We start from the raw sequence: 12,086 nt of genomic DNA, 5'->3' as shown, positions 1-12,086 counted from the left end.
ACTCTGGATCAAATCAGTAGGGAGAGAGCAAACCAGGCAGAAGGTCGTCAAGGTATCTAACCTGGAATGCTCTCTAAGTTAAGCGTCAATTAGCATGTCAAATTGAGCTTAAATTCAGTGGCTTAGATTTTGCCTACTAGGTCTAGAGAAGGAGCTAGCGTCTCTTCGCCTTCTTTCCATTTCGCTGGGCAAACTTCGCCTGGGTGCGCTGCTACGTACTGAGCTGCTTTCACTTTGCGTAGTAGGTCTTCTGCGTCACGACCGATACCTTCAGCAGTGATTTCCATTGCTTGGATAGTACCTTCTGGGTCGATTAGGAACGTTGCACGGTCTGCAAGACCTTGACCTTCACGCATCACACCGAAGTTGTTTGTGATGTTGCCTGTTTGGTCGCCAAGCATGTAGTACTGGATCTTGCCGATTGTTTCTGAGCTATCGTGCCAAGCTTTGTGAGTGAAGTGTGTGTCTGTTGATACTGAGTACACTTCAACGCCGCGTTTTTGTAGCTCTTCGTAGTGGTCTGCTAGGTCACCTAGTTCTGTCGGACATACGAATGTGAAGTCTGCTGGGTAGAAGAAGAATACAGCCCATTTGCCTAGAACATCTTGTTCTGTTACTTCAACGAATTCGCCGTTTTTGTATGCTGTAGCTGCAAATGGTTTGATCTTTGTATTAATCATTTTTTACTTTCCTCAGAATGTTTTAGGGTGAGCAGTTCTTGCTTTCGGAAAGTATATTCGCATCGGATTGTGTTTAAGGAAAATTGCTTGTAACTATCCTATTGATAGACAAATCCTATTTTCGCTAATAGGGAAATCCGATTATAGACGCGAGAAGTTGATAGGTTTTATTGAAGAATGGCAATAGAAAGAGTGTCTGAAAGCAATGAGATCAATAAAGCCTGCAATGGCAGGCTTTTAGCTATTGAGAAGAGTTTATAAAGGGCTTGGTGGTTAACTTAGCTTATCGAGCACTTTCTCGCAGAGCTTTTTTAGCGTCACTAATTCTTCTAGATCCAACGTGAACTTACAGGCAATGGCATCAGGGACGGATTTCGCCTGATCTTTAAGTGCTCTGCCTGCTTCAGTAAGGTTCAATACGCGTACGCGCTCGTCGGTTTCACTTCTTCCTCTGCTCACAAAGCCTTTTGCTTCTAAGCGTTTTAGCAACGGGGTGAGCGTTCCTGAATCGAGGTGAAGCTGTGAGCCCAACTCTTTTACGCTTGTGCCATCTTTTTCCCACAATACCATCATTACCAAGTACTGCGAGTAAGTGAGATCAAGTGCGTCCAACAACGGTCGGTACGCGCGAATCACAGCGTTAGCAGCGCTGTATAGCGGAAAGCAGACTTGATTCTCTAGTAACAATTTTTCGTCTGCATTCAATGTACTTGGGGAGTAACACTGGCTCATGGGCTTAATCTCGATAAAGGCGATAAAAATAAATTGTGCACAATATAGTTGCAAACTATCGTTGTTTCGATGTAAGGTTGCAAGCAATTAAATTGCGCACAACTTAAATTAAAGAGGATATTCGCATGACAACATTATACAAAACTCAAGCTACTGCTCTGGCTGGCCGTAATGGTCAAGTAAAAACCAACGATGGTCTGCTGGATCTTGAACTTGCTTACCCAAAAGAGATGGGTGGCACAGGCGCAGCAACGAACCCAGAACAACTGTTTGCAGCGGGTTACTCGGCTTGTTTCTCTAACGCGATTTTGCACGTTGCGCGTGAAGCAAAAGTAGCGCTAAAGAGCGCACCTGTGACAGCTGAAGTAGGCATTGGCCCGAATGAAAACGGTGGCTTTGCGTTGACCGTTAGCCTCGCGGCAGAGTTAGACCTACCACAAGAACAAGCACTAGAGCTGACGCGCATTGCTCACCAAGTCTGCCCATACTCAAATGCCGTTCGTGGCAACATTGACGTCGCCGTTACAGTAAATGGTGAAGCGATTTAATCGCTTTAGACACTGTTCTAATGCAAGAAAGCCTGCGAACGTGCAGGCTTTTTTCGATTTGAATGGGGCGATAAGGGTTAACGCGACTCCAACGGGTAAGAGCGATAACTCCACATACCGTAAGTACGCAGCGCATCGCGGTAAATGCCAAGTAGTTCGCTCTCGCTGGCTTTCGCTAAGTCTTTGAGGGGTTTGTCTGGGTAACTTACGGTGTCGAAAGTGATGCCCTGCGGGCCAGTTTGCCAACTAGCGATTTCAAACAAGGTTTGACCACGACGCACGTGACTTGCCGAGCTGATAATGGTCGCGTGTTTGATGTTGTGGCGCGCCAAGGCGTAGCTGCTGAACAGGGCATTGTCTACCGTGCTGGTGGCGTAGTTTTCTTCGATGATGCGGTCTTTGCTGACTCCTTTTTCAATCAACCAGTCCGCCATCAATTTACCTTCGGTTTTGTGGTTCTTTGGTACGCCGCCCGTCAAAATAATTATCGCATCTGGGTTCGCTTTCGCCATTGCTAACGTGGTTTGTAGACGTTCGACTAAGATTTGATGCATCGAACCATCGGGATTGAGCGCATAACCCAAGGTAACAATCGCGCCTTTGTCGTCCAGTTTGCCTTTATCGGCTTTCTCTTTCAGCGGCGTTGCCAAAATGCGATCTACTGTGTCGAAAATGCGGTTGATGTCTGCTGCTTTGCCGGCATTCAGTTTGGCCAGCGTTGTCATGTGTTGATCTGATTCGGCTTGATTGCCTTTAAAGCGCTGCCATACCGCAAGATAAGCGTGTAAATCTACATCGTCCGGCGCCACCGCCAAGGCTTGTTCGAACAGTTCAATCGCTCGATCGACGTTCTTGTTGTAAATCTGCGCATTTGCCGCAGAAATGAGTAGGTCGGTGCGGTATGGCTCAAGTTGGTAAGCTTCTAGCAATCGGTCGGTAACGATCTCCATATTGCTTGGCATTTTCGCGGTAAAACCAGCGTGAGAGATACGCGCCGGCGATTTAAAGGCTTCCACGGCGTCATTCAAAAGTTGGTCGACAACTTGACGTTTGGTCACCAGTTGCGAGTAGTCTGCGGAAGATTGGATTGTAGAATCGTTGGCGGCCAGTGAATAAGGGGCTGCTGTCAGCGCAATTACGCTACCAAGGGCGATAGCCAGGAGGTTCTTCTTCATGGGTGAATCCTAATTTTGTTATTTTTCGAATCAGAAAGGTGGATTTTTTCAGTCTAGGTTTGGCTCATGAATAAACTGTGAAACGAATCTCAAAGCTGCTGAGCCAAACGACCTTTATCGCCAAAACACGAAGTAGGATCACGAAAATGGTTTACTAATTATTTGTCATGTAACTGTTTGGTTTAAAAGATAAACAGTGCGAATACAACAAAACGTAGGCATTAAAAAAGCCCGAGTAAGACTCGAGCTTTTTAGATTCGACTGAACGAGATTTGCTTACACGTAGTACGCTTCAACTTCGCCTTTCAGTTTGATCAGCATTGGGTTACCGAAACGGTCTTTTGCTTTAGGAGACGCAATTTTTACCCAACCTTCACTCACGCAGTATTCTTCTACGTCAGTGCGCTCTTTACCGTTGAAACGGATACCGATTTGGTGCTCAAAACATTCTTTGATGAAGAATGGGCTGCGTGGGTTACCTGCTAGGCGATCTGGTAGAGCTGGTTTTGCTGTATCTGTCATGTTTGTGACCTAAATTCCGTAAAAAAGTGCGCTATTGTAGTCAGTGCACAGTGAGTGTTCAAGATAACCTTCAACTAATCTGCTCTCGATACAATTTGGGGCTTGCGCCGGCTTTACGTTTGAATACGCGAGAAAAGTAGAGTGGGTCGGTATAACCAACGATACGACCAATGTGATTGACCGAATAGTTGGTGGTGACCAACAATTGTTTCGCTCGGCTAATACGTTGGTCGTCACGCCATTGAGTAATGGTCATGCCTACTTCATCTCGAAATAGATGCCCTAAGCGTGAGGCGGACAGGCAGGTGAAATCAGCGATGTCTTCTAGTGTGAAATTTTGATTCAGGTTCTGCGTCATGTAGTTCATCGCTTCAATAACACGAGGATCTAACGGTTTGCTTACCACATCAGGTTGAATGGTTTTACAACGAATCAGCAGTTGTTCCAGTAAGTTAATCGCGAGATCATCTCGATAAGGCATGTCTGATTTGGAAATGTACTCAATGTCGATGAATAGGCGTTCAATCTGAGAAATCGTGCTGTTATCTAATCCTTGAGTCAGATACACACCATTTCGTTGTTCATGCCAACACAACCAGTCATTCCAAAAAGCACGAGGACGAAAATAGACCCAGCGGTGAAACCATGATGCGTTGTCTTTTTTACGATGGTAGAAGTGCGTTGCGCTTGGTGGAAACAGTAATAAATCCCCGGTTTTGACATCAAAAGCATCATTACCATGAAATATCGTTCCTTCACCTTGGCTCGTGATGTTGATGATGAACCCTTTCATCCCGTTCGGACGATCAATCACAAAATCGAGCTCGTCGCCTTCGATAATGGGGGTAAGCCCAGCCACAAGGTGTGCGTCAAAGTTGTAGCCGGGTTTTAAAGGGTCGTTGTTTTGCATATTTCAACTAATTTACTTTTTCATCAGTCTATTCTGGAGCGGAAAAACTGTCGTCGTTATTCCTCACAGTTTTCTAGAACGATCCATTGTTTGGCAGAAAAGGCTTCTCGGAAAAAGTCCGTCTTAGCGGTTTTCGATAAGAAGTCACTTGGTAATCCATCTCTTTGGTGCTGCCACTTCGCACTTCGCGCTTGCTGGTTGTCTTCGACAGGTGAATCGACAACTTGTTTGATGGTATGACGGATATCAAGGCGAGTTGGAACCGTGTTTCTCGCCAAATACTCGATCACGAGAGCATCATCAGCAAAGTAGTAGTTCATATTGATGGATAAGGTTTCTGAATGGTGCAGTTGACACCATTGTTCGAGCTTTTCTGGCTTGTGCCTAAAGCGCCAATCAGCATCGTGAACGGCAATGAGTTGTCCGTTGTTTAATACTTCCATGGTGCCGATAAAGTGCGTTTTACCATCCCGCTGTAGCTCGAAACTCGCTGGTTGCTCAGTGGAAAGGTTGAGCGTCCAGCGAGTTTTTTCCAGTTGAAAAGTGGGCACGGTTTCTACGTCTGTATCATTCACTAATTGACTCCAAAGTGCTCCCTAAGCGGGAGCACATTTGTGTGGTTTAACCGAGACGGTAATACACTCCGTTGTTACGCAATTCTTGTTTGAACTGGCGTAAGTTGGTGCTGTTGTCAATCACAACCATTTCGATGCCAAGGATTTCAGCGTAGTCGGCAAGCATCGGCAATGTGACAGCTTGGCTGTACACTGCGTGATGTGCGCCGCCAGCGTGAATCCACGCAGCTGCTGCGATATTTAAGTTGGGCTGAGGTTCCCAAAGCGCGTGAGCTACAGGCAAATGTGGCAGTGACTGTGGTGGTGTGACGGTATCAATCACGTTGACGATCATTCTAAAGCGATCGCCAAGATCAATAATCGACACGTTTAACGCTTCACCAGATTGGCCGCTGAAAATTAAGCGTGGAATATCGCAACGACAGCCAATGGTATGACGATGAACTTCCAATCTTGGTTTCGCTGCTGCGATAGTTGGACAAACTTCTAGCATGTGAGCGCCTAACACTTGCCCTTTTTCGCCGAAGTTGTAGGTATAGTCTTCCATAAAAGATGTACCGCCCGGTTTGCCTTGCCCCATGACTTTCATGATGTGCGTCATCGCTGCGGTTTTCCAATCACCCTCTCCGCCGTAACCAAAACCTTTAGCCATTAAGCGCTGTGTTGCTAGTCCTGGTAAATTTGTTAAGCCAGTTAGGTTTTCAAACGTGTTGGTGAACGCGCCTGCTCCAACAGATTTGAGGAAAGATTCCATCCCAAGCTCTAAACGTGCCTCTTGCGCCATCAGCTTTTTCAAATCAGAGTCGTTGAACAAGTCTGGAGACATCTCATACATGCATGCGTATTCATCTAGCTGGTGATTTACATCCGCATCTGATATCGAGTTGACTACGTCACTGAGCTCACCAAGACCGTACGCATTCACTTCATATCCAAACTGGATTTGCGCAGAGACTTTGTTGCCTTCTGTGACCGCGACTTGGCGCATGTTGTCGCCAAAGCGGGCGACTTTCAGGTGCTGACCTGCATTCACACCAATAGCGGCGCGACACCAATCGTCGATATCTCTATGCACTTGCGGTTCTTGCCAGTGTCCGACTACGACTTTACGTTCAATATTCAGACGGGTGCCAATGAAGCCAAACTCTCGGCAACCGTGCGCACTTTGGTTGAGGTTCATGAAATCCATGTCGATTTCATCCCATGGTAGCGCCGCGTTGAACTGGGTGTGAAGGTGTAAAAATGGCTTATTTAGCTGGGTTAGGCCGGCAATCCACATCTTGGCTGGAGAGAAAGTGTGCATCCACAGCATCAAGCCGATACAGTCAGGATCGTTATTGGCTGCGCGGCATATTGCGAGAATTTCATCCGGTGTTTTTACCGTGCCTTTGTTAGCAATAGAAACTGAAATGTCATCAGACGAATTTAATCCTGCAATGATTTCTTCGCTGTTTTGCGCAACGCTTTCCAATACTTGTGGGCCGTAAAGATGCTGAGAGCCTGTTACAAACCATACTTGTTTGTCGTTGAAAATCTTCATCATGTTTCCTTATTTTTTGCTTTGACCGTAGTAGGCGTTCGCGCCGTGCTTACGTAAATAATGTTTGTCGAGAAGCGAAGGGTTAAGAGTGTCTACCTCGGCATTGATTTGCAGTGTTTGCAAAGCCATGCCTGCGACCACTTCAACTACTACGGCGTTGTGAACCGCTTGAGCAGGGCTTTTACCCCAAGTAAAAGGTGCGTGTTCTTTGACCAAAATTCCGGGAGACGCCATAACGTTTGAATCACCGATGGTTTCGACGATGACTTTGCCAGTGTTGAGCTCGTAGTTGTGTGCGATCTCTTCGTCGCTCAAGGCGCGAGTGCACGCAATTTGTCCGTAGAAATAATCCGCATGAGTTGTGCCCAACGCGGGAATGGCCCTGCCTGCTTGTGCCCATGCCGTTGCCTGAGGAGAGTGGGTGTGAACGATACCGCCAATCTCCGGGAAATGGCGATAAAGCTCTAGATGCGTGGCCGTGTCGGAAGATGGGTTGAGTTTCCCTTCAACCACTTGGCCGTGCAGATCGACCACCACCATGTTTTCAGCATTCAGTTCGCAGTACTCAACACCGCTAGGTTTGATAACAACCAATCCAGATTCTCTATCGATGCCTGACACATTGCCCCACGTGAACGTCACAAGGTTATGGCGTTGTAAATCCATATTGGCTTGCCAGACTTGGTGACGCAGCGTTTTGATTCGTTCGACCAATGAGTCCGCATCATTCCAGACGATTTGTTCAGACATCTTCACGCTCCTGCGATTGGTGAAACTCCGCAATCTGCTCCATGTGTTGCCCAAGTTCGCGATACGTCGCGTAACGCTGTGCTCGTAATGTTTGCACTTTTGGTGTTGGTGAGTAGGTTTGACGAACAGGACTTGCCATCACGGCTTGTGCTGATTTGGTCGTCGGGTAAACGCCAGCTGCGACGGCTGCAAAAATCGCGGCCCCCAATGCGCAACATTGATCTGATTCGACCACGATGATGTCGCGACCAATCACATCGGCGCACATTTGCATCACGTAAGGGGATTTTTGCGCAATGCCACCAATGGCGATGACGCGTTCGACAGTGACATCTTGTTCTATAAAGCAATCGACGATCGCTTTTGCGCCATGCGCAGTGGATTCTACGAGTGCGGAGAAAATTGCAGGCGATGAGCTACCAAGGTTTAAGTCACATATTGCACCTTTAAGGCGCTGGTTCGCGTAAGGGGTTCGGCGGCCATTGAGCCAATCCATTGCAACCGGAGTATATTGGTCGATACCTTGCTGCTCGGCAGCTTGCGAGAGCATCGGCAAAAGTTCTGACGCAATTTCTTCGGCAGTTAAGGCAAAGTCTGGATTGTGTTCGGCATAAGCCTGTAGTGGCCACATTAAGACGTTTTTGAACCAGGCATACATGTCGCCAAAAGCGGACTGTCCGGCTTCAAGTGCTAGCAACTCGGGTATGGCACTGCCTTCGACTTGACCACAAATACCATGAATAGTGCGGTCACCGACGTTTTGTGATTCAACCATCAAAATGTCACAGGTAGAAGTGCCAATGACTTTAACTAAATCGTTGGCACCAGCACCGGCACCAACGGCGCCCATGTGGCAATCAAACTCGCCGATTGCAATCGCGATGCCTTCTGGTAAGCCTAATTTTATTGCCCATGCTTTTGATAGGTACCCGGCCGCCTGATCGGAGGTAAAGACTTCTGTGAACATACGGTTGCGAATACCGTCTAACGTCGGTGAAATTGCGCTTAAAAACGCTTGTTCAGGTAGTCCGCCCCAGCTTTCATGCCACATCGCTTTGTGTCCCGCAGCGCAGATGCCACGACGCAATTTTTGTGGATGTTGAGTATCAGCCAAAATTGCTGGGATCCAATCACACAGCTCAACCCAGCTGAAAGCACGTTTTGCAACTTGTTCATCTTGTTCGCTGACCCAAGCCGCTTTTGCCCAAAACCATTCTGAAGAGTACACACCGCCGACGTAACGCGTGTAATCGGTGAATTTTCCCGAATGGGCGAGTTCATTAATTCGATCTGCTTTGGCTACGGATGTGTGATCTTTCCAGAGGACGAACATTGCATTTGGGTTGTGCTCAAACTCAGGAAGCAGCGCCAAAACAGTGCCGTTTTCATCTATTGGAGCTGGTGTTGAGCCTGTTGTGTCGACGCCTATGCCGACAACAGAATCGGCCAGAGTCTGTGGCACTGTCGCCAGTACCTCTTGGATTGCGCTGGTCATTGCATCCAAATAATCTTGCGGGTGATGTCTGAATTGCGATTGCGCGGGTTGGCAATATAGCCCCTTCATCCATCGTGAGTAGTACACCACAGACGAGGAAACTTCCTGGCCTGTTTCGGCATTAACAATAAGCGCACGTACGGAGTCCGATCCGAAGTCCAAACCAATTACATGCTGCTGATGTGTATTTATTGTGTCCATGACAACTCCAACTTTTGGTCAGCAAACTAAATCTACTTGTTGTTATAGCCAGAGCAGGTGGGTTATCCCATAAATAGGGTTGCTAAGTTTATGGACAAAAACGTCACTGGGTGTTTTTTGTGTCCTTTTTAACACCTTTATATATTGCTCAAAAATTAAGTGTTTTCGACCATGATTAACGTTTGCTTTGGGGTTTGAGCGATATTTGAAAGTTGCTAGTCGCACAATTGAGAGCTGCTTCATAGCCTCTGTAGCTAAATGAATGGACAAAATTGCTACATTTTTCCGCTGTGATTTTTATCACTAACAAATGGTCAAGGATGCACAAATATGTACAGCGAACACTCACCTCTACCAGTGGATGGATAACAATGAAATTAAAAAAACTACTCACAATCGCTGCCCTATCTGGCATGACAATGCTCAGTGCCTCTGCTAACGCTTTTTTTGGCTCCAATGACGATAACGTCAGACTTGGTTACCTCGTGAAGCAGCCGGAAGAGCCTTGGTTTCAAACCGAGTGGTCTTTTGCGGAAAAAGCAGCGAAGCAATACGATTTTGAATTGGTCAAGATGGCCGTGCCTGATGGTGAAAAAACGCTGAATGCGATTGATACGCTTGCTGCCAGCGGGGCGAAAGGCTTTGTCATTTGTACGCCAGATCCAAAGCTTGGCCCTGCGATTATGGCCAAAGCGAAAAGCTACGATTTGAAAGTTATTACCGTTGATGATCAGTTTCTAAACGCGAAAGGCGAACCGATGAAAGAGGTGCCTTTAGTGATGATGGCGGCGAGTGAAATTGGTTACCGTCAGGGCTCAGAGCTGTTTAAGGAGATGACGAATCGTGGATGGGATGCCGCTACAACAGGTGTTATGGCCATTACTGCTGACGAACTAGATACCGCTCGTCGCCGTGTGGATGGTTCTGTAAAAGCACTTGAAGATGCTGGCTTTCCTAAATCTCAAATCTACCGTGTTCCGACCAAAACGAATGACATCCCAGGTGCGTTAGATGCCGCTAACTCACTGTTGGTTCAATATCCAAAGGTTAAGCAATGGCTGATTGTTGGTATGAACGACAACACGGTTTTAGGTGGTGTACGCGCGACTGAAGGCCAAGGTTTTGCCGCTGAAAACGTGATTGGTATTGGTATTAATGGTGTCGATGCCGTGAATGAATTGGCGAAGTCAAACGCTACGGGTTTCTTTGGCTCACTATTGCCAAGCCCTGACGTGCACGGCTTTAAGAGCATCGAATCACTATACAAATGGGTGAAAGAAGATGTGCAGCCAGAGAAGTTTGTGGAAGTCACCGATGTTGTGCTGATCACTCGCGACAACTTCCGTGAAGAGCTACAGAAAAAAGGTCTTTAAGCCTATTTGCGGCGGTGCAATGACCGCCGCTCTTTCGGGAAACGGAGAGAATGATCATGATAAATTCCCCTTCTTACCTTGAGTTTTGCAACATATCGAAGCATTTCCCAGGAGTTAAGGCATTGAGCAACATTAGTTTTCGCGCCAACAAAGGCAGCATTCATGCGCTAATGGGTGAAAACGGTGCAGGTAAATCAACGTTGCTTAAAACTCTCAGTGGCTTACACCAACCTACTGAAGGCGAGTTGGTCGTCGATGGTAAAGCTTTGGTGTTCAACTCAGCGACTGATGCGCTTGAGCAAGGTATCGCCATTATTTACCAAGAGCTGAACTTGGTACCTGAGCTTAGTGTGGCAGAAAACATCTACCTAGGTCAGTTGCCAACAAAAGGTGGCAGTGTAGATGTGGAAACATTGAACGCCCGAGCGCGAGAACAGCTAAAACGTTTGGGGGAGGATTTTGATCCTTCTCGCCCACTTAAAGAGTTTTCTATCGGCCAGTGGCAAATGGTGGAAATTGCCAAAGCACTAAGCCGCAATGCTCAGATTATCGCGTTTGATGAACCAACCAGCAGTTTGTCTCAACGCGAGATTCAAAACTTATTCAAAGTTATTCGCGAATTGCGCGATGACGGCAAAATCATTCTGTACGTTTCCCATCGTATGGAAGAGATCTTCGATTTGTGCGATGCCATTACCATCTTCAAAGATGGGACACATGTACAAACATTTGACGACATGACCGATTTAACCCATGAAAAATTGGTTGAGCTGATGGTCGGTCGTGAAATCAACGATATCTACAACTACCGTTCGCGTTCTCTAGGCGAAAGTGGCCTACGCATTGAAAACCTTGAAGGAAAAGGGTTAACCCAACCAGTCTCACTCGATATTCGTCAAGGTGAAATTCTGGGTCTGTTTGGTTTAGTTGGGGCAGGGCGAACAGAACTAACCCGTCTCATTTTCGGCGCGGAAAAAGCGCAAGCTGGACAAATTTACATTCATGGGCAGCCCATCAGTGTCAGAAGTCCACAAGATGCGATTCGCGCAGGCATTACGTTATGCCCTGAAGACCGTAAAGCGGACGCTATCGTTCCTATTCTCTCGGTGGAAGAGAACACCAACATCAGTGCTCGTCCATGGAATTTGAAATTGGGCGGTTTGATCGATTTCAAATGGGAAAGAGACAACGCAGAGCAGCAACGTAAGGCTTTGAACGTTAAAACCGCCTCACTACAACAGGCTATAGGGCAGTTGTCTGGTGGTAACCAACAAAAAGTGATTTTAGGTCGCTGGCTCTCCACCGATATGAGTGTGATTTTGTTGGACGAGCCAACACGAGGTATTGACGTTGGTGCGAAATCAGAGATCTACGAACTGATTTTCAATCTTGCTGAGCGCGGTGTCACTGTGCTGGTGGTGTCGAGTGATTTGCCAGAAGTTCTTGGTATATCCGATCGCGTAATGGTGATGAAAGAAGGTGCGGTAACAGGTGAACTACAGCGCCATGAGTTTAAAGAACAAACTGCTTTGAGTTTAGCCATGCTAGGCAACAACCAAGCTGCTGCATAATAAAGGAATATCCT

12 protein-coding genes are annotated in these 12,086 nt (G+C 46.9%); 3 read left to right on the top strand and 9 right to left on the bottom strand.

What is annotated here, in order from left to right; genetic code table 11:
• Nucleotides 1-122 precede the first annotated feature (122 nt).
• Both ahpC and ACF8EG_RS01600 read right to left on the bottom strand, forming a co-directional pair.
• Nucleotides 123-680 (bottom strand): alkyl hydroperoxide reductase subunit C, encoded by a 558-nt coding sequence (gene ahpC, locus ACF8EG_RS01605; protein ID WP_005395542.1) that lies wholly within the window; start codon nucleotides 678-680, stop codon nucleotides 123-125.
• Nucleotides 681-953: 273 nt separating this feature from the next.
• Nucleotides 954-1,412 carry a MarR family winged helix-turn-helix transcriptional regulator gene (locus ACF8EG_RS01600; protein ID WP_069502868.1) on the bottom strand — a complete coding sequence of 153 codons (459 nt, stop codon included), beginning with the start codon at nucleotides 1,410-1,412 and terminating at the stop codon, nucleotides 954-956.
• A gap of 125 nt (nucleotides 1,413-1,537) precedes the next feature.
• On the opposite strand from ACF8EG_RS01600, the gene ACF8EG_RS01595 reads away from it, so the two are divergent.
• Nucleotides 1,538-1,960: an organic hydroperoxide resistance protein gene (locus ACF8EG_RS01595; RefSeq protein ID WP_015313691.1), complete on the top strand. Its 423-nt coding sequence runs from the start codon at nucleotides 1,538-1,540 to the stop codon at nucleotides 1,958-1,960.
• A 77-nt stretch (nucleotides 1,961-2,037) separates the two neighbouring features.
• On the opposite strand, the gene ACF8EG_RS01590 is transcribed toward ACF8EG_RS01595, so the two are convergent.
• The 7 genes from ACF8EG_RS01590 to ACF8EG_RS01560 form a co-directional block, all read right to left on the bottom strand.
• Nucleotides 2,038-3,135 (bottom strand): YdcF family protein, encoded by a 1,098-nt coding sequence (locus ACF8EG_RS01590; RefSeq protein WP_069502867.1) that lies wholly within the window; start codon nucleotides 3,133-3,135, stop codon nucleotides 2,038-2,040.
• A 276-nt stretch (nucleotides 3,136-3,411) separates the two neighbouring features.
• Nucleotides 3,412-3,657 (bottom strand): DUF3297 family protein, encoded by a 246-nt coding sequence (locus ACF8EG_RS01585; RefSeq protein ID WP_005460424.1) that lies wholly within the window; start codon nucleotides 3,655-3,657, stop codon nucleotides 3,412-3,414.
• Nucleotides 3,658-3,727: 70 nt separating this feature from the next.
• Nucleotides 3,728-4,567: an arabinose operon transcriptional regulator AraC gene (araC, locus tag ACF8EG_RS01580; RefSeq protein ID WP_005460426.1), complete on the bottom strand. Its 840-nt coding sequence runs from the start codon at nucleotides 4,565-4,567 to the stop codon at nucleotides 3,728-3,730.
• A gap of 56 nt (nucleotides 4,568-4,623) precedes the next feature.
• Nucleotides 4,624-5,142, bottom strand: coding sequence for a hypothetical protein (locus tag ACF8EG_RS01575; protein ID WP_025612896.1), 519 nt, complete (start codon nucleotides 5,140-5,142; stop codon nucleotides 4,624-4,626).
• Nucleotides 5,143-5,188: 46 nt separating this feature from the next.
• The gene (gene araA, locus ACF8EG_RS01570; RefSeq protein WP_069502866.1) at nucleotides 5,189-6,682 is read right to left on the bottom strand and encodes an L-arabinose isomerase; all 1,494 of its coding nucleotides are present in this window, start codon (nucleotides 6,680-6,682) and stop codon (nucleotides 5,189-5,191) included.
• A gap of 9 nt (nucleotides 6,683-6,691) precedes the next feature.
• Nucleotides 6,692-7,432 carry an L-ribulose-5-phosphate 4-epimerase gene (locus ACF8EG_RS01565; protein ID WP_069505549.1) on the bottom strand — a complete coding sequence of 247 codons (741 nt, stop codon included), beginning with the start codon at nucleotides 7,430-7,432 and terminating at the stop codon, nucleotides 6,692-6,694.
• Nucleotides 7,425-9,128, bottom strand: coding sequence for a ribulokinase (locus tag ACF8EG_RS01560; protein WP_206926028.1), 1,704 nt, complete (start codon nucleotides 9,126-9,128; stop codon nucleotides 7,425-7,427). The genes ACF8EG_RS01565 and ACF8EG_RS01560 overlap by 8 nt, the downstream gene beginning before the upstream one ends.
• A gap of 371 nt (nucleotides 9,129-9,499) precedes the next feature.
• Between ACF8EG_RS01560 and ACF8EG_RS01555 the strand changes: the two genes are divergently transcribed.
• Both ACF8EG_RS01555 and araG read left to right on the top strand, forming a co-directional pair.
• On the top strand, nucleotides 9,500-10,501 hold the full coding sequence (locus tag ACF8EG_RS01555) for an arabinose ABC transporter substrate-binding protein (protein WP_005460652.1): 1,002 nt from the start codon (nucleotides 9,500-9,502) through the stop codon (nucleotides 10,499-10,501).
• A gap of 56 nt (nucleotides 10,502-10,557) precedes the next feature.
• The gene (araG, locus tag ACF8EG_RS01550; RefSeq protein WP_005460653.1) at nucleotides 10,558-12,072 is read left to right on the top strand and encodes an L-arabinose ABC transporter ATP-binding protein AraG; all 1,515 of its coding nucleotides are present in this window, start codon (nucleotides 10,558-10,560) and stop codon (nucleotides 12,070-12,072) included.
• The last annotated feature ends 14 nt before the right edge of the window (nucleotides 12,073-12,086 follow it).

Source organism: Vibrio sp. YQ_11, from assembly GCF_043103065.1.
Classification (GTDB): domain Bacteria; phylum Pseudomonadota; class Gammaproteobacteria; order Enterobacterales; family Vibrionaceae; genus Vibrio; species Vibrio parahaemolyticus.
This window is presented reverse-complemented; position numbering and strand designations above follow the sequence as displayed.